Annotated in this window: 28 protein-coding genes and 1 other annotated feature (1 of these 29 only partly in view); of the genes, 3 read left to right on the plus strand and 25 right to left on the minus strand. The window is 30.1% G+C overall.

What is annotated here, in order from left to right; genetic code table 11:
• Positions 1 to 64: a binding site (T-box leader), on the minus strand (it extends 124 nt beyond the left edge of the window).
• 45 nt (positions 65 to 109) lie between these two features.
• From rsfS to nadD, 3 genes are all read right to left on the minus strand, one after another.
• Positions 110 to 460: a ribosome silencing factor gene (gene rsfS / locus ACI48P_RS13300; RefSeq protein ID WP_475216447.1), complete on the minus strand. Its 351-nt coding sequence runs from the start codon at positions 458 to 460 to the stop codon at positions 110 to 112.
• A gap of 80 nt (positions 461 to 540) precedes the next feature.
• Positions 541 to 1,125, minus strand: a complete 585-nt coding sequence (gene yqeK / locus ACI48P_RS13305) for a bis(5'-nucleosyl)-tetraphosphatase (symmetrical) YqeK (RefSeq protein WP_475216449.1) — start codon at positions 1,123 to 1,125, stop codon at positions 541 to 543.
• The gene (gene nadD, locus ACI48P_RS13310; RefSeq protein WP_475216451.1) at positions 1,126 to 1,815 is read right to left on the minus strand and encodes a nicotinate-nucleotide adenylyltransferase; all 690 of its coding nucleotides are present in this window, start codon (positions 1,813 to 1,815) and stop codon (positions 1,126 to 1,128) included. It lies immediately after the preceding gene.
• A 246-nt stretch (positions 1,816 to 2,061) separates the two neighbouring features.
• Here nadD and recX point away from each other — a divergent pair, with 246 nt between their 5' ends.
• Positions 2,062 to 2,700 (plus strand): recombination regulator RecX, encoded by a 639-nt coding sequence (gene recX, locus ACI48P_RS13315; RefSeq protein WP_475216453.1) that lies wholly within the window; start codon positions 2,062 to 2,064, stop codon positions 2,698 to 2,700.
• Between the two features lie 235 nt (positions 2,701 to 2,935).
• Here recX and ACI48P_RS13320 read toward each other — a convergent pair whose 3' ends face one another.
• Complete coding sequence (locus ACI48P_RS13320; RefSeq protein WP_475216454.1) at positions 2,936 to 3,280, minus strand: hypothetical protein; 345 nt, start codon at positions 3,278 to 3,280, stop codon at positions 2,936 to 2,938.
• 179 nt (positions 3,281 to 3,459) lie between these two features.
• On the opposite strand from ACI48P_RS13320, the gene ACI48P_RS13325 reads away from it, so the two are divergent.
• The gene (locus tag ACI48P_RS13325; protein ID WP_475216456.1) at positions 3,460 to 4,377 is read left to right on the plus strand and encodes a ribonuclease Z; all 918 of its coding nucleotides are present in this window, start codon (positions 3,460 to 3,462) and stop codon (positions 4,375 to 4,377) included.
• An 88-nt stretch (positions 4,378 to 4,465) separates the two neighbouring features.
• On the opposite strand, the gene ACI48P_RS13330 is transcribed toward ACI48P_RS13325, so the two are convergent.
• From ACI48P_RS13330 to ACI48P_RS13370, 9 genes are all read right to left on the minus strand, one after another.
• Positions 4,466 to 5,800, minus strand: a complete 1,335-nt coding sequence (locus tag ACI48P_RS13330; protein ID WP_475216458.1) for a CoA-disulfide reductase — start codon at positions 5,798 to 5,800, stop codon at positions 4,466 to 4,468.
• Positions 5,801 to 6,171: 371 nt separating this feature from the next.
• On the minus strand, positions 6,172 to 6,540 hold the full coding sequence (locus ACI48P_RS13335; RefSeq protein WP_475216460.1) for a YhbY family RNA-binding protein: 369 nt from the start codon (positions 6,538 to 6,540) through the stop codon (positions 6,172 to 6,174).
• A 23-nt stretch (positions 6,541 to 6,563) separates the two neighbouring features.
• Positions 6,564 to 7,841, minus strand: a complete 1,278-nt coding sequence (gene obgE / locus ACI48P_RS13340; protein ID WP_475216462.1) for a GTPase ObgE — start codon at positions 7,839 to 7,841, stop codon at positions 6,564 to 6,566.
• A 118-nt stretch (positions 7,842 to 7,959) separates the two neighbouring features.
• Positions 7,960 to 8,250, minus strand: a complete 291-nt coding sequence (gene rpmA / locus ACI48P_RS13345; RefSeq protein ID WP_475212533.1) for a 50S ribosomal protein L27 — start codon at positions 8,248 to 8,250, stop codon at positions 7,960 to 7,962.
• A gap of 13 nt (positions 8,251 to 8,263) precedes the next feature.
• Positions 8,264 to 8,581, minus strand: coding sequence for a ribosomal-processing cysteine protease Prp (locus tag ACI48P_RS13350; protein ID WP_475216464.1), 318 nt, complete (start codon positions 8,579 to 8,581; stop codon positions 8,264 to 8,266).
• 7 nt (positions 8,582 to 8,588) lie between these two features.
• Positions 8,589 to 8,900, minus strand: coding sequence for a 50S ribosomal protein L21 (gene rplU, locus ACI48P_RS13355; RefSeq protein WP_475216465.1), 312 nt, complete (start codon positions 8,898 to 8,900; stop codon positions 8,589 to 8,591).
• A 116-nt stretch (positions 8,901 to 9,016) separates the two neighbouring features.
• On the minus strand, positions 9,017 to 10,420 hold the full coding sequence (locus ACI48P_RS13360) for an Rne/Rng family ribonuclease (protein WP_475216467.1): 1,404 nt from the start codon (positions 10,418 to 10,420) through the stop codon (positions 9,017 to 9,019).
• A gap of 104 nt (positions 10,421 to 10,524) precedes the next feature.
• The gene (locus tag ACI48P_RS13365) at positions 10,525 to 11,223 is read right to left on the minus strand and encodes a TIGR03936 family radical SAM-associated protein (protein WP_475216469.1); all 699 of its coding nucleotides are present in this window, start codon (positions 11,221 to 11,223) and stop codon (positions 10,525 to 10,527) included.
• 1 nt (position 11,224) lies between these two features.
• Positions 11,225 to 13,072, minus strand: a complete 1,848-nt coding sequence (locus ACI48P_RS13370; RefSeq protein ID WP_475216471.1) for a TIGR03960 family B12-binding radical SAM protein — start codon at positions 13,070 to 13,072, stop codon at positions 11,225 to 11,227.
• A 359-nt stretch (positions 13,073 to 13,431) separates the two neighbouring features.
• On the opposite strand from ACI48P_RS13370, the gene ACI48P_RS13375 reads away from it, so the two are divergent.
• Entirely contained in the window at positions 13,432 to 14,625 is a 1,194-nt protein-coding gene (locus tag ACI48P_RS13375; RefSeq protein ID WP_475216472.1) for an FprA family A-type flavoprotein, read from the plus strand.
• A gap of 86 nt (positions 14,626 to 14,711) precedes the next feature.
• Here the strand turns inward: ACI48P_RS13375 and ACI48P_RS13380 are convergent, their stop codons facing one another.
• The 12 genes from ACI48P_RS13380 to ACI48P_RS13435 all read right to left on the minus strand — a co-directional run bounded on the left by ACI48P_RS13380 (position 14,712) and on the right by ACI48P_RS13435 (position 26,192).
• Positions 14,712 to 15,125, minus strand: a complete 414-nt coding sequence (locus tag ACI48P_RS13380) for a methylglyoxal synthase (protein WP_475216474.1) — start codon at positions 15,123 to 15,125, stop codon at positions 14,712 to 14,714.
• 19 nt (positions 15,126 to 15,144) lie between these two features.
• Positions 15,145 to 16,263, minus strand: coding sequence for a rod shape-determining protein RodA (rodA, locus tag ACI48P_RS13385; RefSeq protein ID WP_475216476.1), 1,119 nt, complete (start codon positions 16,261 to 16,263; stop codon positions 15,145 to 15,147).
• 80 nt (positions 16,264 to 16,343) lie between these two features.
• A complete protein-coding gene (gene minE, locus ACI48P_RS13390; RefSeq protein ID WP_475216478.1) occupies positions 16,344 to 16,628 on the minus strand; it encodes a cell division topological specificity factor MinE in 285 nt (94 codons plus the stop codon).
• An 18-nt stretch (positions 16,629 to 16,646) separates the two neighbouring features.
• A complete protein-coding gene (minD, locus tag ACI48P_RS13395; RefSeq protein WP_475216480.1) occupies positions 16,647 to 17,444 on the minus strand; it encodes a septum site-determining protein MinD in 798 nt (265 codons plus the stop codon).
• A gap of 38 nt (positions 17,445 to 17,482) precedes the next feature.
• Positions 17,483 to 18,163 (minus strand): septum site-determining protein MinC, encoded by a 681-nt coding sequence (locus tag ACI48P_RS13400; RefSeq protein ID WP_475216482.1) that lies wholly within the window; start codon positions 18,161 to 18,163, stop codon positions 17,483 to 17,485.
• A 59-nt stretch (positions 18,164 to 18,222) separates the two neighbouring features.
• Positions 18,223 to 21,237 carry a penicillin-binding transpeptidase domain-containing protein gene (locus tag ACI48P_RS13405; RefSeq protein WP_475216484.1) on the minus strand — a complete coding sequence of 1,005 codons (3,015 nt, stop codon included), beginning with the start codon at positions 21,235 to 21,237 and terminating at the stop codon, positions 18,223 to 18,225.
• 11 nt (positions 21,238 to 21,248) lie between these two features.
• On the minus strand, positions 21,249 to 21,737 hold the full coding sequence (mreD, locus tag ACI48P_RS13410) for a rod shape-determining protein MreD (RefSeq protein WP_475216486.1): 489 nt from the start codon (positions 21,735 to 21,737) through the stop codon (positions 21,249 to 21,251).
• Between the two features lie 15 nt (positions 21,738 to 21,752).
• On the minus strand, positions 21,753 to 22,649 hold the full coding sequence (gene mreC / locus ACI48P_RS13415) for a rod shape-determining protein MreC (protein WP_475216488.1): 897 nt from the start codon (positions 22,647 to 22,649) through the stop codon (positions 21,753 to 21,755).
• A 9-nt stretch (positions 22,650 to 22,658) separates the two neighbouring features.
• A complete protein-coding gene (locus ACI48P_RS13420) occupies positions 22,659 to 23,735 on the minus strand; it encodes a rod shape-determining protein (RefSeq protein WP_475216490.1) in 1,077 nt (358 codons plus the stop codon).
• A gap of 29 nt (positions 23,736 to 23,764) precedes the next feature.
• Complete coding sequence (gene radC / locus ACI48P_RS13425) at positions 23,765 to 24,433, minus strand: RadC family protein (protein WP_475216492.1); 669 nt, start codon at positions 24,431 to 24,433, stop codon at positions 23,765 to 23,767.
• Positions 24,434 to 24,468: 35 nt separating this feature from the next.
• Complete coding sequence (locus ACI48P_RS13430) at positions 24,469 to 25,053, minus strand: Maf family protein (protein ID WP_475216494.1); 585 nt, start codon at positions 25,051 to 25,053, stop codon at positions 24,469 to 24,471.
• Positions 25,054 to 25,220: 167 nt separating this feature from the next.
• On the minus strand, positions 25,221 to 26,192 hold the full coding sequence (locus ACI48P_RS13435; protein WP_475216496.1) for an RnfABCDGE type electron transport complex subunit B: 972 nt from the start codon (positions 26,190 to 26,192) through the stop codon (positions 25,221 to 25,223).
• Between the last annotated feature and the right edge of the window lie 12 nt (positions 26,193 to 26,204).

Consider the following 26,204-nt stretch of genomic DNA (forward strand, 5'->3'; position numbering starts at 1 on the left):
TTAGTTCACACCATCCACTAACTCTCTGAAAAAATATAATCTTTTACTACTCTAGTCTATTTATAAATATTTGAATTTTTTTAATTTATAATAAATTATATTATCATTATTATGCTAAAGTGTCAATATCTACGTAAGGAGCATCTTTCCATAATTTTTCTAAGTTATAGAATCCTCTATTTTCTTCGTTGAATACGTGAACTATAACATCACCATAATCAAGAAGTACCCAAACTTGAGAATCGTATCCTTCTTTTCCTCTTGGCTCTAATCCAAGCTTAGTTAATTCATCTTCTACATTATCAGCTATAGCTTTTACTTGTCTTTGAGAAGAAGCTGTAGCTATTACAAAATAATCACATAAACTTGAAACTTTACCTATATTTATTATAGCTATATCTTGCCCTAATTTATCATCTATTGCATCATATATAACTTTTGTTATTTGTTCTACTGTCATATTATTTCCTACCTTTCCTAATTTTAAGCACATTTAATAATTATACCATAAATACTACTTTATACACTAATGTATTTTTATTATTTATTTTCTTTCTTTAAAATATCACTTATTATGTAGTTTCTAGCACTGACAGTTCTTGGATGTATCAGTTGATTATTGTCTATTACAAATTTTATAGTATTGTCAAATGAAACCAACAACGCTCTATCTAAATCTTTTCCAAAAGTAAGCTCTCTTAGTCTACCTACTATTGGAAATTTTCTACCTTCTTCTATTAAATCCGCAATATATATTATTTTTTCTAGCATACTCATATTTTCTCTACCTGTAGTATGATATTTTATTGCATTAATTATATCTTCATCATCCACATCAAACTCATACTTAGCAATATATGACCCTATTACACTATGAGATAATGCAGAACTCCCTTCTTCTAATTCATCTAAATATATTTCATATTTTTCAACATAATCACATCTTGTTTTTTTATCTAGGTATTTTGCACAGTCATGAATTAATCCAGCTAAGTAAGCCTTCCCTGGATCTACATTGTAAATTTCACTTAACTTTACAGCACAATTAGCTACATTTATCGAGTGATTCATTCTTACCTGTGGTAGCATTAAATTTAATTTTTCATTTATCATTTCTAAATTCATCTACTCATCTCCACATTTATATAATTTATTTTTATTCATATATTCTTCCACGTTCTCTGGAACTAAATATCTTACTGATTTACCTTCTTTTAATTGATCTCTAATATACGTTGATGATATATCCAGTGAAGGAACATATACACTTATAATATTAGCATCATACTTTTTTATTAATGTTTCAATTTTTTCTTGTGCTTTTAGTAAACTAATACCCGGCCTTGTTGCTGCAATAAATGTTGCTAGCTTAAAGTTCTCTTTTACATTTTTCCAATTTTCTATGTCACAAATTGCATCTGCACCAGTGATAAAATATATTTGAGCATTTTCATAAGTTTTCTTTAAATATTTTAGAGTGTCTACTGTGTAAGTTTTTTTATTTCTTTCTATTTCAACGTCTGATACTAAAAAGTCTTCATTACGACATGTTGCAAGTAGAACCATGTTATATCTGTCATATTTGTCAGTAACGTTTTCTACCTTGTGAGGAGGGTTCCCCGATGGTATAAAAAGTATCTTATCTAATTTATATTTATCTCTAATAAACTCTGCTGTAGCTAAATGAGCATAGTGTATCGGGTCAAATGTACCTCCCATTATACCTAACTTCATTTTGCTAGTATCCTTAGTAAATCTATCTAGCTTAAGGCTATTTTCCAACTGAGATTTATTAACTAGATCATTAATCCTCATAGTTTGTCTCCTTTATTGCAATTATAATACTATTGTATCACTTTTTTTTATTTATTAAAGATAATAAATACTTTTTTTAGTATATAATTATATTTATAATATTAAAAAATACTTTAAAAAATAATTTTTTAACATACTTTCACTTAATATATTTTACTTTTATATAAGTATTTTTATATAATAAGTTTCAAATTATAAAGTTATGTTATTTATGGTATTATAATTTCACATTAAAGGAGATTTATCATGGCAATAATTACAAAAATCGAAGCACAAAAGAAAAATGACGATAGAGTTAATATATATGTTGATGGAGAATTTTTTATAGCTATATTTAAAGAATTGGTTTTTACATATAATATAAAAAAAGGCGATGTAATCGACCAAGAACATTTACATTCTATACTTAGCGATGAAATGTTTATTAAAGCGAAAAACAAAGCTTTAAGCATACTATCTAAGGCTGATCAATCAGAAAAAAAAATAAAAGAAAAACTATCCGATGATTACGAAGAAGAGTGTATAGAACAGGTTATTGATTTTTTAAAAAAATACAATTTTATTAATGATTCTCTCTTGGCTCAGAAAATAGTTAATACAAATGTAAATTTAAATAAATGCGGTAAAAATAGAATAAAGCAAAACCTTTACAATAAAGGCATTGACAGAGATGAAATTAATAATGCAGTTAATGAAATTGATAGCGATGTAGAATTTGAAAATGCAATGTATTTAGCTAAAAAAAGATACGACAGAGTAAAAAATGAAGATTCAAGAAAAATATATCAAAAAATTTCTCAACATCTTGCCTACAAAGGCTTTGATTATGATATTATTAAAAGGGTTTTAAATAAACTGCTAAATACTAGTGAGTATGATATATAAGCAATATGCTATAATATTACTAATTGATTCTGTTAGTAACAGGAGGATTTTTTAATGAAACTTATTGTAGGAATACTTAGTTTTGTTTTAGGTATATATAACGCAATTCAACTATATAAACAAGACAGCGTAAAATAATTATATTCTAAGAAGGGATAAATAAATTTATGATCAAATCATACATTTATTTATCCCTTTTATTTTAATAAAAAATTTAATTTATATAATATATAGACTATAATACTTTAGAAATAATATAGTCAATTAGTTCTAGCAATATCAATATATAAAATAATTTTCTATGTTTAATAAATATTAGTATGTATAGCGTTACTCCTGTTATTGCAACAAAAATTAATAACTGCATTATTTTTGACTCTTCAGATTCTAACGCTTTATCTATAAGAGGTTCTATTTTTATGGATTTTATTGAAAGAAAAATATTGATACATCTATCTATAGCTATTAGTGCCAAAAAAATTGCTTTTGAGTTATAAAATAGAACTGTATAAATAGGGATTATTAATATATCTTTCCAAAGCATAAGCTTGAGCATTTTTTCATCATTGCATTTAGTCATGTATTTCTCCTTTGTTATCTCTATAACATTAATTATATATAATATTTATGGATTTTACAAATTTAAGTAATATAAATAACATACAATTTAATAAATTTTTTTTATAGTTTTATAGCATACTATATCCTATACTTATAATTATACATATATTTTACTTTTATCTTCAAAGGAGATTAATTATGATAGATTTAATTTTACTTGGCTGTGGTGGTAACATGCCCATGCCTAACAGGTTTTTATCTTCACTTTTCATAAATTATAAAGGTAGAAAAATACTTTTTGATTGCGGAGAAGGGACTCAAGTTTCCATGAGGATGAAAAACTGCGGTTTTAAAAATGTAGACTTAATATTTATTAGTCACTTACATGGAGATCATATAGTTGGTCTTCTAGGATTACTGTCTACAATAGGTAATAGTTCTCGTACAGAAGACTTAACTATTGTTGGTCCATATGGAATAAAAGATGCTATGAAGGCTATAAGATTATTAATAGATTATTTACCCTACAAAATTAATATTATTGAAAATCCTCAAGGAAGTTTTTCTTTAGTTAATGATCATCTTAAGGATATAGAAATAAACGCAACTAAACTTGATCACTCCACAGAGTGTTTAGGTTATAGCTTATATATTAAAAGAACGCCTAAATTTAATATAGAAAAAGCTATGTTAAATAATGTTCCTAAGTTACTGTGGCAAAAGCTTCAATGTGGTAATAGCATGGTATTTGAAGGAAGAGAGTATTTCCCTGATATGGTTTTGGGAGATGATAGAAAGGGTATTAAAATTAGCTATATTACTGATACAAGACCTGTTTTTTCAATCCCAGAATTTATTGCTGGCAGTAATGTATTTATATGTGAAGCTATGTATGGCGATGATATGGATATCTCTAAAGCTGTTAAAAATAAACATATGACATTTAGAGAAGCTGCTAATCTAGCTAGACTAGGTAATGTAGATACACTTTTATTAACACACTTCAGCCCTTCTCTAGAAAATCCTAATGAATACTTAGAAAACGCTACAAGTGTATTTGAAAATACTATAATTGGATATGACAGGCTTCAGTTAAAACTACAGTTTAAAGACTAATATATTTTATTTTCATTCAATTTCTAATTTATTAACAAAAAGGAGAAGTTTGATTTAAAATCACCCTTCTCCATTATTTTATAATTTATTATTTACAAACATTACCTGCAACGTTTAAAACGTCCCAAGTTCTAGCAAATGGTGGCGCATAACATAAATCTAGCATTCCTAATTGGCTAGTAGTTAGTTTACCAAATATAGCCGCCGCTATAACATTAGTTCTCTGTACAGAATCTTTAAATCCTGCAACTTGCCCACCTAAGATAACCTTAGTTTTTGCATCATAAACAAGTTTTACATATATTTTATTTCTGCCTGGATAGTAGTTAGTTTGGTTAAAATCAGATATAAACTTAACTTTATAATCCAATCCTAATTTTTGTGCACCTGCTTCTGTTATTCCAGTTGCAGCTGCTTCCATATCCATAACTTTTATACAACTTGATGATAAAGAACCTTGGAATGCATTATTTTCACCAGCTAAGTTTTCTCCGACTATTCTACCTAGCTTGTTTGCTCCTGTAGCTAAAGGTACATATACATCTTGATTACTTACTATATTTTTGATAGTAGCACAGTCACCTGCTGCATATATATCTTCTACTGAAGTTTTACCGTATTCATCAACTATTATAGCTCCATTAGGTAACATTTCTATACCAGTTTCTTTTAAGAATGCTGTATTTGGTCTTACTCCGGTTGCTATTATAACAACATCAGCATCTATTTCACCTTTGTTTGTTATTACCTTTTCTACTTTTGTTTCTCCTACAAATTCAGAAGCTATTTCTTCTAATCTTAAGTCTACATCATGATTTCTTATTTCTTCTTCTAATACATCAGTAATCTCTTTATCAAATACTTGTGGTAATATTCTATCTTCTAATTGTATTACAGTCGCATTCTTTCCTAATTTTTTAGCAGCTTCTACAGCTTCTAATCCTATGAATCCAGCACCTATTATTACAACATTTTTATTTTCTTCTTTGTTTAATAGTTCCTTTACTTTTATCCCATCTTCTAAGCTTTTTAATGTAGATACGTTTTCAAGCTTAACATTCTTTATAGGAGGTATTATACCACTCGCTCCTGTTGCTATCATTAGTTTATCATAAGAATCTTCGAAAGTTTCTCCTGTTCGTACATTTTTTACAGTTATTTTCTTTGCGTTAGAATCCACATTTGTAACTTCGTGGAATATATTCAAGTCAATTCCTGACTCTTTAAACTTTTCTGGACTTCTAGCAATCATGTTATTTGCATCATCAAAGAATCCTCCAACAAAGTATGGTAATCCACATGCCCCAAAAGATACTACATCCGTTTTTTCATATACTACAACTTCATATTCTGGTTTCATTCTTTTTAATTTTGCTGCAGCACTCATACCAGCAGCTACACCACCGATTATTATTACTCTCATTATTGTCCTCCTCAAATAAGTCACTTAATATTAATTAAGCATTTTAATAAATATACATTAATATATATAGTAATATAGTTATTATCTTAACATTTTTTAAACTTTATATCTATATTAATATAATTATTTTTTACATTTTTAGGTATCTATTTTTCGTATACTATCTGTCTATCTATTTATTTTTATCTGTGTTCATTGACATCTAATCATTATTGTCATCTTTTTATCTCTATATATACCCAAAACAATAAGAAAATATATTTTTTTCTCATTTTAACATTTTATTACTTTTATCTCAATAAAATATTTTAATGGTATTACTTTTAACGTAAAAAGACACCTGTATTAACAGATGCCTATTTTAACTAATATTATCTTACAGATTTTTTAGTTGGTTTTCCTTTTTTAGTCACATTTGCTTGCTTAACTTTAGCTTTTGCTTGCTCATGTCCTGGGAAGAATATCTTTGGTTCTTCATTATTCTTTTTATATACAGTAAACTTAGATCCTATAGCTTGAACAAATTCCGCTCTTAAAGCTTCACATACTGCATTTGCAGTTTCTTTAGTATCTAGACCTGCATTTTCAAGTATAGTAACCTTAACTAGTTCTCTAGTTTTTAACATATTATCTAATTGATCTAAGAAGCTTTCTGTTACACCTTCTTTACCTATTTGAGTAGTAGGTTTTAAAGTGTTAGCTAAAGATCTTAAGTATGCTCTTTGCTTTCCTTTTAACATTTTGTCACCTCGTATCTTAAATCCTAGTTGTAGAATTCAAATTCTATTTCGTAAATTCTAACTGTATCTCCATCTTCTATACCCATTTCTCTAAGTCTATCGAATACACCTTGGCTTTCCATAGCTTTTTGGAAGTATTGTAGAGATTCCATATCATCAAAGTTAACAGAGTACATAATTCTTCTAAGTGATTTACCTGTAACAACATATACTCCATCTTCTATTTCTATTGATAAACCTTCATCTTCTTTTATATCTAATTCTGGTCTATACATTTCTTCTTCAGAAACTAACTCAATTTCTTCAGCTTCTTGTAATAACTGAGAAACATATGCTATAACGTCATCAATTCCTTGACGTGTCGCTGCTGACATTTTGAATACTTTGTATCCTCTGCCTTCTAGCTCGTTTTTAAATTCTTCAAATATACTCTCATCTTCTAATATATCTATTTTATTAGCAACGACCACTTGAGGTCTTGAAGCTAATTTTTCGTTATACATTGCTAATTCTGAGTTTATTTTGTCAAAATCTTCTAAAGCATCTCTACCTTCTATACCTGATATATCAACTATATGTATTAAAACTTTAGTTCTTTCAACGTGTCTTAAGAAGTCATGACCAAGTCCAACTCCTTCAGCGGCACCTTCAATAAGTCCCGGTATATCCGCTAATACAAAACTATCTCCAAACTTAGTTTGAACAACTCCTAAATTTGGCGTTAATGTTGTAAAGTGATAATTAGCTATTTTTGGCTTAGCTGCAGTTACAACTGATAAGAAAGTAGATTTTCCTACGTTAGGGAAACCTAAAAGTCCCACGTCAGCTATCATTTTAAGCTCAAGTGTTACCCATCTTTCTTGTCCATCTGTTCCAGACTTAGCAAAAGCTGGAGCTTGTCTTACTGCATTAGCAAAGTGTTGGTTACCTTTACCACCTCTACCACCTTTTGCAATAACAGCTCTATCGCCTTCTTCTTTTAAATCCGCTAATATTAAATTAGTTTCTTCATCTCTAATTATTGTTCCTGGAGGTACCTTAAGTACTAAGTCATCTCCATTCTTTCCTGCTCTTCTTCCTTTTGTTCCATCTCCACCAGGCTCGGCATGGTACTTTCTTTGATATTTAAAATCCATAAGAGTTCTAAGACCTAAATCAACTTCAAATATTACACTTGCACCATTTCCACCGTCTCCGCCTTCTGGTCCACCAGCTGGAACGTATTTTTCTTTTCTAAAAGCTACCGCACCATTTCCGCCATTTCCGGCCTTAACAAATATTCTAGCTTTATCTATAAACATATTAATCACCTACTTGATTAAAACTTTTTTTATTTATTATCTCCAATAATACGAAGATAAATACTTTTATCTCTATTTACAAGAAAAAGGAGTGCAGATACACTCCTTTTTTAATATATTACTCAGCTATTGAAACTGGGTATACACTAACTTTCTTTCTTTTCTTATCTTTTCTTTCGAATTTAACAGTACCATCAACTAATGCAAATAAAGTGTCATCGCCACCTATACCTACGTTAGTTCCTGGATGTATCTTAGTACCTCTTTGTCTTACTATTATACTTCCAGCAGTTACTAATTGTCCGTCGTATCTCTTAACACCTAATCTCTTAGCTATAGAATCTCTACCGTTTTTAGAAGACCCTACCCCTTTCTTAGATGCAAGTAACTGTAAGTTCATTTTTAACATATGGAGTCACCCCCTACTTTTTTAAGATTTTTATATTTTTTGGGTATTCCCGTTTAATTTCTTGAATAGCTAATTGAAAATGATTTAATAGTAATTGAGAGTCTTTTATAAATGCATCTTTAACAACACATTCTATATGACCTTCTTGTCCAACTACTGTTTCAAATTCAACTTTAACTAACTTGTCTAAAGAGTTTATTACAGCAATACTTTGAGAAGTAGCTGCAGCACATACTATATCATATCCGATTTCGGCATAGTCAGCATGTCCCTTTAAACAGAATCCTTTAAGCAAAAAGTCATCGTTATAATAATATTTTACTTTTATCATCCTACAATTAAGCGTTTATCTTTTCGATAACTATCTTAGTGTATGGTTGACGATGTCCTTGCTTTCTTCTGTAGTCTTTCTTAGCCTTATACTTGAAAACTATTATTTTCTTAGCTTTACCTTGTTCAACAACTTTAGCTTGAACAGAAGCACCTTCAACAACTGGAGATCCTACTACTAACTCTCCATCTTTAGTGCAAGCTAATACTTCGTTTAAAGTAACAACATCACCTGCGTTAGCTTCTAACTTTTCAACGAATAAAACATCACCTTCAGAAACTTTATATTGCTTTCCACCAGTCTTTACTATAGCGTACATTAAATACACCTCCTCGGTCTTAAACTCGCCATAAAAGGTACCTTCTAAGAGGTTTATGACCTTTCCTGTGCGGCATTACAGTTATTAATAATACTCTTTTTTTGTCGTTTTGTCAACTAAGTATTAAAAATAATATTTAATTTTTTGTTACTTAATGTATTGCTAGACTCTAGCACTAAGATTATATCATACTTTTTACTTATTTTATCAATTATATCCATAAAATTTTTATTTATAATTAAATATTCATCTTTATTCATTTCTATATTAATTTTTTTGTAATTTGTATGTTCTTTAATTCTCATTACTTCTTTCTCAATATCATCTAAAATGCTATTTATCGATTTTGTAGTAGCACTACCTTCACAATCATTACACTGTGTTAAATAATATTTATCTATTGAATCTTTATCTCTTCTTCTCGCAACTTCGACTAACCCAAGTTTTGTCATACCTAAGACTTCTGTTTTTCTTTTTTCTTTTTTAAGTTCTTCATCTAGTACCTTTAACACTTCATCCTTGTATTGCTTTTTATGCATATCTATAAAATCAATTATTATTATTCCACCTATATCTCTAAGCCTTAGTTGTCTTGCTATTTCAATAGCTGCCTCTAAGTTTGTTTTAAAAACTGTCTCATCTAACTTTATACTTCCTGTAAATTTTCCAGTGTTAACATCAATAACAGTAAGGGCTTCTGTTCTTTCTATAATTAAATAGCCTCCACTTTTTAACCAAACCTTTTTATTTAAAGTTTTTTCTATTTCATTTGATATTCTATGTAAGTCAAATATATCTTTATTTTCTTCTAATATTAACTTACTTATATATTCTTTGTTAATATTTTTTATTATTCCTTTTAACTCTTCATATTTTTCATTACTATTAGTTATTATTTTTTCTACTTCATCATTAATATTATCTTTTACATATTTAGTTGCAAAATCCATTTCTTGATAAAGTAATTTAGGTCCTATACCTAGTATATATTCTTTTGAAATCTCTTCATATTTCACTCTTAACTCGTCTATATCAGCTTCTAGTTCTTCTATACTACAACCTTGAGCTTCTGTTCTTATAATTAATCCTAATTTATCTTTATTTATAGAATTAGCTATTTTTTTTAGTCTAAATCTTTCTTTTTCATTGGTAATTTTATTAGAAATAGTTACTCTATCATTAGAAGGTATATAAACTAAATATCTTCCTGCTAAACTTATTTCTGTATTAAGTTTTGCACCTTTTGTTCCTATCTCTTCTTTATTGATTTGCACCAATATATCCTGACCAGCTTTTATTTCTTTGTTATTTTTTAGTTGTAAGTATGCTAGCTTTTCAAAACCAATATCTATAAAACATGCATCTATTCCTGGTAATACTTTTTTTACTACTCCCCTATATATATTTGAAACTGTCTTACTTTTGATATTATCCTCTATTAATAATTCCATTAGTTTATCATCTTCTATTATTGCAGTTTTTTGTGATGATACTAAAGATTCAATTACTATTTTTTTCATTATTTCACTTCCTAAGCTTATATATTTATAACTATTATTATAACACTAATCAAATACTTTATTACATTTTAAAAGGTGGGCTAAGCGCCCACCTTTTTTATAATCTACATAGGAGAAACTAACTGCCCGTCTTCTACTACATATAAATCTCTTCTTAATATGTCTACATCTAGTGGATCCATTTCTATTTCTAACATTCCTAATATTTTAGGTATAAATATATTCGTATTTAAGTTAGCTTTAGATCCTGTTGCTATCGTTGCTTCAAGAGTAATGTTATTACCTTCTAAGCTTAATATGTCAAAAGTCTTTATCATTGGTCTAATATCAGACTCTACCATTCTACCTTTTTTATTTTTCTTTGTTATTATTATTTCCTCTTGGCTCATAAAATCTAATAACTTACCTTTAACATATTCTTTTGATAAAGGCTTATCTAACTCTATATTAAATATATATTCACCATATTCTATAGTTGATGCTAACGAAGGAGTTTGAGGCGTTATTTCTTGCGCTTTTATAAACTCAATTCCTACAGGAAGTGTACTATTTAATTTAGTTAATATTTCTTCTGCAGTAAAATCATCCTCTATTTCTATATCTACGTACTCTCCTTGACTTTCTGTACCAAGTGCTAAGGCATTCCCATAACTCATCTTAGGATGAGGATTAAACCCTTGAGAATGTGATACATTTATTTCAGCTCTTCTACAAGCTCTTTGTAATAGTCTTTGTAAATCAAGATGTGATATGTATATCATATCTCCTTCTTTTTTAAACTTAAGTCTTATTATTTTACTCATATTAACATAACCCCCTTCCGATGTCGTGTGCATTAATTCCACAACCATTACACTTGTGTCTACAATCTAAAGATATAGTATCTTCTTTAGCCTTATCATTTTCTCTTATTAAGAACTTTTTGCTAACACCAACATCTATATGATCCCAAGGGAATACTTCATCATATTCTCTATCTCTATGAGCATAGAATTCTATAGAAAGACCGTTCTTTTCCATAGCTTCTTTCCATGTATCTAAGCTAAAGTATTCTGACCATCCATCAAACTTAGCTCCAGCTTTAAATGCATCATAAATTACTTTACCTATTTTTCTATCTCCTCTAGCTATTACAGCTTCCATTAAGCTTGTTTTAGAGTCATGGTAATTGTATTTTATATTTCCATTCTTTAATTTTCTTACTAAATGTCTTTGCTTTTCAACTACTTCTTCAGTAGTATCTTGTCCATGCCATTGGAAAGGTGTAAAAGGCTTCGGAACGAATGTAGATGTACTTACAGTAACTCCAAATGCTCTTCTTATCTTTCCACCATGTACACTTCTATAAGTGTCTATAACATCATATGCAAGGTTTGCAATACCATCTAAATCATCATATGTTTCAGTAGGGAGACCTATCATGAAGTATAACTTAACGCTATTCCATCCCATTTCAAATGCTTTTCTTGTTGCATTTGCTAAATCTTCTTCTGTAACACCTTTATTTATAACATCTCTAAGTCTTTGAGTTCCGGCTTCTGGTGCAAAAGTAAGTCCAGATTTTCTTACTTGTTGTATCTTTTCCGCTATCTCCATAGAGAAGTTATCTAATCTTAATGATGGAAGTGATATACCTATATTCTTAGTAGCATATTCTTCTACTAAGTGATCAGTAAGCTCTGATAATTCACTATAATCACTAGTACTTAATGAAGATAATGATATTTCATCGTAGCCAGTATTTTTAATAAGCTTCTCTACTATTTCCTTTAATCTATCAACGCTCTTTTCTCTTATAGGTCTATAAATCATTCCTGCTTGACAGAATCTACACCCTCTTGTACATCCTCTAAATAGTTCTAATACTACTCTATCATGTACTGTTTCTATATATGGAACTATAAGCTTCTCTGGATATTCAACAGTCTCAACGTCTTTTATTATTCTCTTATGTGGCTTAGCCGGTATATTATCTCTATTTGGCACAACTTCCTTTACAGTGCCATCTTCATTATATGTAACATCGTAGAAACTTGGTATATAAACTCCTTCTATCTTAGATATTCTATATAAGAAATCTTCTCTAGAAGTTTTGTTTTCTTTCCAAGCTTTATATTCATTTATTACTTCTAAGTTAACTTCTTCACCTTCTCCTAGTATTACTATATCTACGAAGTCAGCTAAAGGCTCTGCATTATATGCGCAAGGTCCACCTACCATTACAAATGGATCTTCTAACTTTCTTTCTTCTTTTAATAGAGGTATATTAGCTAAATCTAATATATTTAATATGTTCGTGTAAGAAAGCTCATATTGTAGTGTAAATGTAACAAAATCAAAGTTTGTTATCGGCTCTCTTGATTCTAAAGCAAACATTGGTATGTTTCTTTCTCTCATCATTTTTTCCATGTCTACAGCAGGTGAGTATACTCTTTCACAGTATACATTTTCATTCTTATTAATAACATGATATAAAATATGACTTCCTAAGTGACTCATCCCAACTTCATAAAGATCCGGGAAACATTGAGCATATCTTATTAAGTCATTATTACTAGTATCTTTATGTATTGAGTTTACTTCATTACCAAGATATCTAGCAGGTTTTTCTACTTTTTTAAGAATTCTTTTTAAATCTACTTTTTCGTTCATTTATTATGAAAACCTCCAGTAAGTTTATTGTTTATAATTTATTTAAGCATAACTATTATTATACACCATATGATATTATGTATCAAAATTTTATTATAATTTCATTAAGACTTCAATTTAATATTATTTTTTAAATACATAATAATACTATTTTCTAGTTTTTCCAATTTGTTATATTAATATAGTAATAATTTGTATTTTTTTTATCTTTCTTCTCTAAATTAGAGTTATAATAGACTTAGTGAATATATAAATTATCTCAGTGGCAATATATACCTATGATATTTTTTGTTTATATGTTTTAGAACTAAAAGATTGGGTATACAATATGCATGATGAGAATTTTAGGAGGTTATTAAATGAATAATGTATTCGAAATAAAAAAAGATATTTACTTTACTGGTGTTGTAGATAAGGATTTAGAAGTATTTGACATAATAATGGAAACTGAGTTTGGTACTACTTACAATTCATATATAATAAAGGATGAAAAAACTGTTTTATTCGATACTGTAAAGCCTAATTTTAAGGATGAATTTATAAGCAACATAGAAAAAGTAACTAAAGTAGAAGATATTGACTATGTAGTTGTTCACCATACTGAACCAGACCACGCAGGAAGCTTAAAGTATATATTAGATTTAAATCCTAATATAGAAGTATATTGTACAAAAGCTGCAAAATTATACCTAGATGGACAAATAAATAAGCCATTTAAGTGCCACGTGATAACTGATGGCGAAGTATTAAATATAGGTAAAAGAAATATAAGATTTATAACTGCACCTTTCTTACACTGGGCTGACACTATGTTTACTTATGTTGAAGAAGATAAAACTTTATTTACTTGTGATGCTTTCGGATGTCACTTTGCTAGTACAGATGCTAAGGCTGTTGAAAGTGAAGATTACTTAAAATCATCTAAACATTATTATGACTGTATAGTTAAGCCTTTTGCTAAACACGTATTAAGCGCTATAGACAAAGTTGTAAACTTAAACATTGATTTTGATACAATATTAACTTCTCATGGACCAATATTATCTCAAAATCCTATGGATGCTGTTAAGAGATACTTAGACTGGTCAACAGAAGTTATGAACACTACAAACCAAAATCAAGCAGCAGTATTCTATTTATCTGCTTACAGCAATACTTTAGAAATGGCAAAGAATATAGAAAAAGGACTACTTGCTGAGGGTGTTAAAGCTAAATTATATGATTTAGAAACTATGAGTTTAAAAGAAATGCATGATACTGTAGTAATGTCTAAAGTAATAATATTAGGTTCTCCTACTATAAATAAGACAATGGTTAAACCTATGTGGGATTTATTCTCTGTAATAGATCCAATGGCTAACCAAGGTAAGATAGCCGGAGTATTCGGTTCTTTCGGATGGAGTGGTGAAGGTATAACAATGGCTGAAGGTATACTAAAAGCTATGACTTTCAAAATGCCTATTGAAAGCTTAAAGAAAAAATTCTCTCCATGTACTGAGACTTTAAATGATTGTTTTGAATTTGGAGCTAGCTTTGGAAAATTATTAAAATAATAATCATATAGAACTATATAAATTTAATATTAAATTTATATAAAAAAAAGCATGATAGTTTTATCATGCTTTTTATTTATTAATTATTAAACTCTTTGGCTTTTAGTTTTTCTTACCTCTCTCCAAGAAAGTTCCCCTCTATCTAAGGCTTTTATAAATATTTCAGCCGAGGCTAAATTTGTAGCTACTGGTACATAATATACATCACATAATCTAATTAAAGCTTGTATATCTGTCTCATGAGCTTGAGATGTAAGTGGATCCCTTAAAAAGATTACTAAATCTATGTCCTGACTAACAATTAAAGATCCTATTTGTTGATCTCCACCAAGTGGGCCTGAAGCTAACCTATTAATATTAAGACTAGTTTCATCCATTATTCTCTTACCTGTTGTCCCTGTTGCATAAAGACCATACTTTTTAAGTATCTCTTCATACCCTATACAAAATCCCACCATAGTATTTTTCATTTGGTCATGTGCTACTAATGCTATATTCATATACCCCTCCATTTATATATTAAAAGTTTATTTTTTTCTTTCTCATACATACATTTAGTACTAATCCTAAATTGGCCATAGAAGTTAGTAAAGAACTCCCTCCATAACTAATAAATGGTAATGTAACCCCTGTGACAGGTATTAAAGCAACCGTCATACCAATATTTTGAATTACCTGATATGCAAACATGCTCATAACCCCTATTACAATCAAGGTTCCATAAAAATCCTTCGCCTCTCTGGCTATATAAATCATCCTCGTTAAAAATAGAATATATAAACCTATTACAGCAATCATACCAATTGCCCCTAGCTCTTCACCTATTACAGCAAATATAAAATCACTATCTTGAACAGGTAGATATCCTTCCTGATTTTGAGTTCCATTATATAATCCCTTACCTGTCGGGCCACCTGACCCTATAGCAATAAGAGACTGCATTACTTGATAATTACCTTTTAAAGTAACATCCTCAGGATTTAAGAATGCTTCTATTCTATCTTTTTGATGTGGAGCCATTAACATATACATTACAGGCAGTGATACTAAGAATATAATTGCAGCCTTCTTAATTAATCCTATATCTAAACCTGCTGTAAATAGCATTCCTAAGATTATACAACTAAAAACTATAGCGGTACCTAGATCCGGCTGCGCAAATAACAATCCAATGAAAGGTATAGCATATATTACTACAGAAATAATCTCCTTTAAGTTATTAAGCTTTCCCCTTTTAGATTCTACTATTTTTGCATAACTTAATATAAATGTTAATTTTACTAACTCTGATGTTTGAAAATCTAGAGGACCAAGTTCAACCCAAGATCTAGCTCCTCCTCTTTCTGCTCCAATACCTGGTATTAAAACAGCAACTAATAATATTAAACCAATTACATATAGGCCCTTATAGTACTTACCCAATACATTGTAATCTATTAATAATATTAATACTATCATACCAAGGCCTAACGCGAAAGCTATACCTTGCTTTATTAACTGAGAGTAACTACCTGATTTATTTGCATGAGTAGCACTACTTAAAACAACTAGTCCAAAAGCAAATATAGCCATAACTATTAAAATAAGCTTCCAATCTATCTCTTTTATTAACTTTATGGTTGACTTATAATCGATCAAAATATCACCGTCTTTCTTACTTTTAGAAAATTAAATAAGGGGGCATAGCCAATAAGGATACCCCCCCTTTAAAATCCAATCTACATTCTTCTATCTTTAATATGCTTTAAAGGTATATTGGCAACCAAAGCTGACACTGGCATATCTTCTTGATCCCCTCTAGACTTAGACATTTTTATTTCAAGTCCAGTCTCCTCTATTTCAGCATAATTAGAAATTACTTTTAAAATATCTGTCTTTATCATATCTAAAAGTTGTGGAGAACAATCCACTCTATCATGTACTAAAACTAACTTTAGTCTTTCTTTAGCTACAGACTTACTAGTTTTGGCATCGTTAGAAAAAACTTTAAATATATCTAACATGGATAATATCCCCCTTTACTACTTGGCCATACCAAACATTTTCTTAATTTTACTAAAAAATCCACTTTCAGTTTCTATTTCTTCCATCGGTATATTTTCACCCAATATTCTCTTACTAATGTTTTTATATGCTTGTCCAGCATCTGACTTTGCATCAAGTATTGCTGGTTCACCTTTATTAGTAGATACTATTATACTCTCATCATCAGGTACTAATCCTAATAATTCTATCGCAAGTATATCTATGATGTCTTGTTTATCCATCATATCTCCACGCTTAACCATATCTTGTCTAATTCTATTTATTACTAAACGTATATCTTTTATTTCATTAGCTTCTAATAGACCTATTATTCTATCCGCATCTCTTACTGCAGATACTTCTGGATTTGTTACAACTATAGCTCTATCAGCACCAGCTATAGCATTCTTAAATCCTTGTTCTATACCAGCTGGACAATCCATTATTATGAAATCAAATGATTCTTTTAACTTATCACATAAATCTTTCATCTGCTCTACAGTTACTGCATTTTTGTCTCTTGTTTGAGCTGCTGGTAATAAGTATAAATTATCAAATCTTTTATCTTTGATTAATGCTTGCTTTAATCTACAAGTACCTTCTACTACATCTACTATGTCGTAAACTATTCTATTTTCAAGACCCATAACTACGTCTAAGTTTCTAAGTCCAATATCAGCATCAACAATAACTGTCTTTTTGCCCTCTAAACTAAGAGCTGTTCCTAAATTTGCTGCGGTAGTAGTTTTTCCAACTCCACCTTTACCAGATGTTATAACTATAACTTCGCTCATAATACTACCCCCTACGAATCTAACTATTATTTATATATTTATTTTATTGTTTTTGGTAAGTAACTTTCTATCACTATTCTTCCATTACTTACAAAGGCTATTTCTGGGTTAATTTTCTTATTTTCTACGAAATTATCATCATCCGGAGCTTCCGCCATATTATTTGCTATTTTAAGAATCTTAGGATTTAAATTATTCGCCACTACATAAGCGTTGTCATTACCACTTGCTCCTGCATACACAAATCCTTTTATCATCCCCATTACTATAACATTACCTCCGGCTACCACTCTTGCACCTGAGCTAATATCACCCATAATTACAACATTCGAAGTAGAACTTACTTGTGATCCTGATTTCATATCACTCATCACAACAACATCTCCCTCAAACTCTACATTTTCTCCAGATCTCAAATTATTTACATATTTAGTTTGAAAATTAGTAATTACTTGCTTTACCTGTTCTTCAATAAACTCAACATCAAATTTTGATGTAATATCATGTTTTATCTCAATAATTTGTATATCAGTTAAGTAATCACAGTTTATAGAAGCAATTTTTGCCCCATTAAAAAAACCTACAGATGATTCTAGCCTATCAATTATATTTTGTTTCACCTCATCAAAAGGTGCTTCTCTTTTGATGTTTATTATTATCCCTCTTTTATTACCTTTGAACTCCACAAGTTCTTGGGCTTCAAACGCTATCAAAGACATCACAACCTCCAGAGTGATATATCATTTTTATATATTCTTCAAAAAATCTTCAATTCCTCTTATTTTTTTATTTGAGATGCAAAATTTATATCTTTATTGTTATCTAAATTAGTATTTTTTTGTTCTTCAGAGTCTGTAGAATTTCCTACTTCTACATTTTCTTCAGTACTAGATTTTGATAAACCAAAATATGTCCCCATTATTTCCCTAATAGGTAGTAATGAGTATACACTCTCGTTACCTTGAGGTATCATGCATACAATTGCTATTTCAGGATTATCTGCTGGAGCATAAGCAACACTCCATGAAAACGCCCCATAATTCGTTTTGTAACTATCTATAGTTTCATCACTAAGCTTAGGATTCAACTCTTTTATAGCTTTTCTCAAATAAGATGCATTAACTTTATCAGTATCTTCTAATTTCACACTGATACCATCTTTTAATTGCTCTTCTAATTTATTTCTATCAGCTTCTTCTAAATCTTCATTTTCAAGTTGTTTCTTTATTTCTTCTTCTTTATCCTTAGAAAGATCAGCTTCTTTTTCTGCTTTTAATTTATTCGCTAACTCTACAGCATCTTTACTTGAAACACCATAAGCCCCAACATGACTTAATAAATAATCATATTCATTTTCTGTAGGTATTTTACCACTCTTCTCCGCCGTACCTGTTTTTATACCCGTTGTTACAGGGAAATCTTTAAATACACTTTTAGCGGTACCCTCAAGTCCAGTTCTCTCCATACCCTTCATTAAGTCTTTTAGTTTTTCTGGGTCATTAAAATCTATATTTTCCGATTTATTCTCATCTATATCTACTGACGAGTAATTACTAGATATAACTCTATCTACTACAGATAGCTCTAGTAATTTCCCTCCATTAGCTACTGATGCAGCAAATCTTAATATTTGAGCAGGAGTATAAGCATTTTCACCTTGCCCTATAGCTAAGTTAAATGTATCCGCTGTACTCCATTTTGCAAAGTTAAAGTAACTAAAAACAGCCATATCAGCTACAGGTTCTATTCTATTTTCTTTTACATTAAGCTTTTTCAATCTCTCCATAGTTTCACCTCTGCCTGGTGTATTCTCTTCACCAGCCCAGCTAACTATTTCTTCTATTCTCTCTGCATATTCTTTAGGATTTTTCTCCTTACTTATATCAGTAAAGTCATTGGCCATTTCTCTTGTAAGAGCACTTCTTAATAAAGCTTGTGTACTTGTTAACTTACTTTCTTTACTTGGTACACGACCTCTTTTTTCTCCTATTTCTTCATTTAAACCTGTGAAATCATCAAGTCCAAATAATTTTGCATATTCTAAAACATCTTCTGCATCAATTTTCACGTTTGGATCTTTACCACCTGTCCAGTTTTTACCACTAGCTATTGTGTAGAAATATATATTACAAGACTCTTGTATAGCCTTGTATAAGTCTGTATATCCATGGTTACTTCTTGATTTATGCCAAACATAATCGGCGAAATTTCTTGTTCCAAGTCTTATAACCCCAGGGTCATTAATTGCATAATTTGGACTTAGCCCATTATCTAAAGCTGCCATACCTGTAACCATTTTGAATGTAGATCCAGGCTGGAATGCTGCCTGAGTATTTAAGTTAACAAGATTATTTGGAGCAAGTACATCATTTTTATTTTTCGGTTGTAAACTTTCATAATCTTCATATGATATTCCAGATACAAACATATTTGGGTCAAAATCCGGATAACTAGCCATCGCTAAAACATCACCACTATTAAGGTCTATTGCCATAATTGCTCCTGATTTTGCATTAGGCTGTGATGTTGAGAAACTTTTATCCCCATATTCACTTTTGAAAGTTCCGCCTTTATTTGCAACCTGAACAGCATTTTTTAGAGAATCTTCAGCAACCTTTTGTAAATCCATATCTAAACTTAAATACACCGTATCACCAGACTTAGATTCAGATACATCAAGTTTTTTAGTAATTCTACCTAAAGCATCAACTTGTACCGTTTGATATCCATCAACCCCACGAAGTTGATCTTCATAATATTGTTCTATACCTGTCTTTCCTACAAAGTCTCCTTTATAGTATTTCTTTTCTTTTTCATTTAGATATACTCGCTCTTCATCTGAAGACATTTTACCCATATGTCCTATTATATGTGATGCTAATGTTCCATTTGGATAGTATCTTACAGGTTCTACAGCTACAGATACACCCGGTAATTCCATTGCTTTCTCTTCTAATTGCGATATTGTTTCTTGACTAATATCTTTTGCTATTGTTACAGGATTGTACTGAGAGTATCCTTGAGACTTTATTAAATTTCTTACAACCATTATTTTTCTAGCATCTTCATTACTTAAATTCTCGTCTATATCATAGATTTTTTTGTTGTTTCTAATTTCTTTAAATGCGTCTTCTGCGCTAGTTTCATAATCCGTGATCTTGTAACTACCTAACCAATCTCTCTTATTTCTCTCTTCCGTAAATATCCATTTGCTAATTAGGATTGGAGGATAGTATCCATTTTCATTTAATTTAGCTTGAAGTTTTGATGCATCTAATCTTTTATCTTCTATAGATAATATTTCTTCTGATATCAATCTATCTACTAAATAATAAAAACTTTCTTTTGCATTTAAACCTTGTGGAATCTCATTATCTGACTTCCATTGACGTATATTTTTATCATAAGTGTAGTAATATTTACCATTTTCAATATATATAGGAAACTCATCTATGTACTCTTCATTATTTTGTTCTAAAATATTAATTAAGTTTAGGCATATATCATTAGCCATAGATTTATTATTTTCATCTTTCCTATTTATCCCATTACCTGAAACTTGAACAGTAAATTGATTAGTATTTCCAGCCAACAATCTTCCATATTTATCTCTTATCTCACCTCTAGGGGCTTTAACAGGAAGCTCTTTATATGTTTTATTTTCAGCTAATGTTGTATAGTGTTCATACTTAAATGTAGTCATATATAATATTTTTATAGATATAACTACAAATACTATAAGTATAATGTTTTTTATTATACTCAGTCTATCGACTTTCTTCTTTTCTTCCATTCAATCACCAACTAATCTTTTTTAAGCTTATATATATTTTTCTTAAATACTTTATATATAACTAAGCTTAATAAACTATTTAACATCGGTATTAATAATAGTCCTTTTAATACCATATTTCCTATTCCATAACTGTTAAAAACTAATGTAGCTCCCGTAATATTTACCATTGAGTCAAATAAGCTTGTTATATAAACTAACGCAAATATAGTAATATAACTTTCTTTGTAAATTTTATCCTTAAGATGACTTATACCATAAGATATTGAAAATAAGATTAGGGCATTTAATCCAAATACTCCACCTAAAACAATATCTTTTGTAAGACCAATAATTGCTCCAATAATCCCGACCTCTAGTTCATCTAAATATAGAGCAATTATCGTCATAAATATTAATGCTAAATTAAAGCTTACACCAAATATATCTATATAATTGGTAATACTGCCTTCTATCGCTACTAAAAGTATACCTAAAATACATAGTAAAACTCTTTTCATTGCTGATTATCCCCTTTACTTTATATTTCTTGGTTCAACGACTACAACGTCATCTACATTTTTAAAATCAACATAAGGTTTTACAACCACGTATTTTAGAGATTTATTTTTATCATCAATTACTTTGTCTATCTCACCTATCGGTATTCCCTCTGGATATAACCCTAATCCTGAAGTAACTACAACATCCCCTGGTAACACATTGTACGATGAATCAAACATGTACCCTTGAAGGAGACCTTGATTTTTATAATTTTCTTTATCAGCCATTGCTGTATTCTGTGTTATAACACCTTTAAAGTTAGAATCTTTAAGTAGTTTAAAACTTACTGACGACTTAGTATCTAGTAGAGAAATAGCCTTACTGTAGTTTTCTGACACCTCATAAACTAATCCTACTAATCCACTACCGTTCATAACCACACTATCTTTTTTAACTCCTGAGCTACTTCCAACACCTATTACAAAAGTATCGTACCAGTTTCCGTCATTTTTACCAACTACACTTGATGCTACAGTACTAGCTTTGTAAGTTTCATCGATAAAGTTAAGTGACTTTTTTAAGTTTTCTAAAGATTCCGTTTCGTCTAACTGTCTCGTTAGCTCAATAATATATTTTTCTAACTTTTCATTTTCTTCTTGAAGGCTAGCTAAATTACTAGCATTTTTCCTATAGTTAATAAGTTCTTCAAAATTGTCTTTTAAAAATGAAAATCCTTTGTTTAAATTTTCTTGAACAATGGTTACAGTATCCGAAACTACACCAAAATTCAATTGATTTACTCCAGAAAATCTCCCAATAGATATTCCCACAATTCCAATTAAAGTGATAGCAACTACCGATGTTGCTATCACTTTAACATTGAACCTCTTTTTTTCTTTTTTATTTTTATCGAATTTCAAGGTTATCACCCACTTTAATTACTTTCTATTTTGCATCATTAATACTTTTTCAAATATTTCTTGATCTTCTACAGATTTCCCTGTTCCTAATGCAACGCAGTCTAATGGGTTTTCTGCTATTTGAACAGGCATTCCTGTTTCTTGCTTAACTAACTTATCTAAACCTCTTAGTAAAGCTCCCCCTCCAGTTAACATTATTCCGTTTTCCATTATGTCTGATGCTAATTCTGGTGGTGTCTTTTCTAATGTAGATTTTATTGCATCTACTATAGAGTTTATTGGCTCTTTTAAAGCATCTCTTACTTCTGTAGAAGAAATTTCTATAGTTTTAGGAAGACCAGATATTAAATCTCTACCTCTTATTTGCATGTTAGCTTCTTGATCATCTTTGAATGTTGATCCTATGTTTATCTTAACATCTTCAGCAGTTCTTTCACCTATCATTAAGTTATATTCTTTCTTAACATAACTTACTATAGATTCATCAAACTCATCTCCACCTATTCTTATAGATTTAGCTGTAACTATACCACCTAAAGATATTATAGCTATTTCTGTAGTACCTCCACCGATATCTACTACCATATTACCTTCTGGCTCTTCAACTCTAAGACCAGCACCTATAGCTGCTGCCATTGGTTCTTCTATAAGATAAGCATCTCTAGCTCCTGCTTGTCTTGCTGCTTCTTCTATAGCTCTCTTTTCAACTTCTGTAACTCCGAAAGGAACACAGATTGCTATTCTTGGACTTACCACACCTTTTTTTGATGCAGCTTTTTGTATAAAGTAACTTAACATTGATTGAGTAACATCAAAATCAGCTATAACTCCATCTTTCATAGGTCTTATAGCTACAATGTTTCCAGGTGTTCTACCTATCATTCTCTTAGCTTCTTCTCCAACAGCTAAAACCTCTTTACTGTCATCTCTTATTGCAACAACAGATGGTTCTCTAACCACTATTCCTTGCCCTTTTATATAAACTAAAGTGTTTGCAGTACCTAAATCTATCCCCATATCTTTTGTCATTTTTTTAAATCCAAAAAACGAACCTAATCCCTTTTTCTCTTTCTTTTCCTTGTTTTCCTTAGCCATTTTAATTCTCCTTCCTACTTTCTATAAAATCAAATTATCATATTTTCCTTAAAACTAAAGTATAATCCATCGCCAATAATTATATGATCAATAACTTCAATACCTATTATTTCTCCACATTTTATAAGTCTTGAAGTAATATTCTTATCTTCGTTAGATGGCTCTACACTGCCTGAAGGGTGGTTATGTATTAAGATAATTTTATTGGTGCTTCGTTTTATAGCTTCTCTAAATACCTCTCTCGGATGTACAAGAGAAGAATTTAATGTTCCTACCGATACATCAATATCAGTAATTATTTCATTTTTTGTGTTTAGAAGTACCACTTTAAATATTTCCTTTTTACTATATCTTAGACTATCCATGTAGTATTTATAGATATCCCATGGATTTTTAACCTTATACTTCAATGGCTTAAAGCTAGCAACTCTCACACCTAATTCTAAAGCAGCTTTAATTTGTGTAGCCTTAGATATTCCAACACCGTCTATTTCACAAAGTTCTTCTATCGTCATTTCGTGTAGATATCTTATTCCTTGTGCATCTTTGTTGATAATATAATGCGCTAACTCAATAGCATTTTTATGTTTTGTGCCTGTTCTAAGGAGTATTGCCAATAATTCAGAATTCGATAAACTCTTTTCACCCTTAGCAAGCATTTTTTCTCTAGGTCTTTCCTCTGATGCTATATCTTTCATCGATAAATTCAACTCAAAAGACTGACTCAGTTAGATCATCCTCCATAAAAAAGATTAATTCCAAAATGTTCTTTAAGTAAATCACTTAGCTTAGAAATAGGTAGTCCAACTATATTAAAATAGTCTCCTTGTATTTCTTCAACTAGCAAAGCTCCGTAACCTTGTATACCATAAGCTCCGGCTTTATCTAAAGACTCATTTGTTTGTAAATAATCTCTTATGTCCTCCTCAGATAAATCTTTAAATTTCACATTACTAACTACACAGTCAATTATTTTTGTATTGCTTTGTAGATTTATTAAGCTAATACCTGTTATAACTTGATGAGTTCTATTTGACAATGACTTAATCATTCTATAAGCTTCATTTTCATCTTTAGGCTTACCAAGTATTTTATCATCTAGTACAACTATAGTATCTGCTCCAATAACCAAATCCTCTTCATGTTTAGATGCAATATCTAAACACTTTTCAAAGGCTAGTCTCATAACAACCTGTTGAGGCTTCTCATTATCTAAAATAACCTCATCTATTTCACTTTTGATGACAGTAAATTCAACATTTGTATTCCCTAAAATTTCCTTCCTTCTAGGAGATGCCGATGCTAAGATAATATCCATTTATCCACCTCGCCTTTTACTTAGAATTTATCCCTATTAAGTCTATCACTATATTGTAAAAAATTCAACTCTTATGTCGAACCTTTTAGTTACACTATTGTTATTTTTGTATACTTTTTCACAAAAAGATAAAGGTGCAGAAACTCCACACCTTTATTCTATCCATATTATACAGTTTTAATAGCCTTTTTAGGACATTTTTGCATACATAAATGGCATCCAACACATTTGTCAGGATCTATTTTATGCTTTTCCTTTAATGAACCTTCTATAGCATCAAATTTACATTGTTTCTTACAAATCGTACATCCAACGCAAAGTTCTTCTTCAATTGTAACTTTTACTCTCTTACTTAAGTCACCTTTTATTACTTTTGTTGGACATTTTTCCACACAAGCCATACATCCTACACACTTATCATATAATACTTTTGCAATTTTATTTTCAAATTCAATGGCATCAAACTTACATGCTTTTACACAAAGTCCACAACCTATACATCCAACGCTACATTTTTCTTTAACTGCTTTTCCAAATTCTCTACTATTACACTCAACTACTACTTCTTGCTTTGCTGGCTTTTTGCCTATTAATTGTTTTGGACAAACATCTATGCATTTTCCACAAAGTACACATTTTTCCTCATCAATTACAGCTACACCATCTTGTATCGTTATTGCATCAAAGTTGCAAACATCCTTACAGGTACCAAGCCCTAAACAACCAAACTTACATGACTTTGGACCACCATTTAATACACTTGCAGCTCTACAATCTGATATACCTTCGTATTCATATTTATTTTTAGCGCTTTGGCAGTTTCCTTTACAAATAACTTTCGCTACTATTTTTTCTTCTGCCGAAGCTACTATTCCCATTATTTCTCCTATTTTTGATGCACATTCAGAACCTCCAACAGGACAACCATTAACTGCTGCTTTTCCTTCAACTATTGCAGTTGCAAGACCACCACACCCTGGGTAACCACATCCACCACAGTTAGCACCTGGAAGAGCTTCTAATATTTGTTCTACTCTTTCATCTACCTCAACTGCAAACTTTTTAGATGCATATGCAAGTACTGCACCAAATATTAATCCTAATGCTCCTAGAACTAATACTGAATTAAATAATTCCATAAACTTCACCCC

It is taken from the genome of Romboutsia sp. LXY-2 (assembly GCF_056171995.1).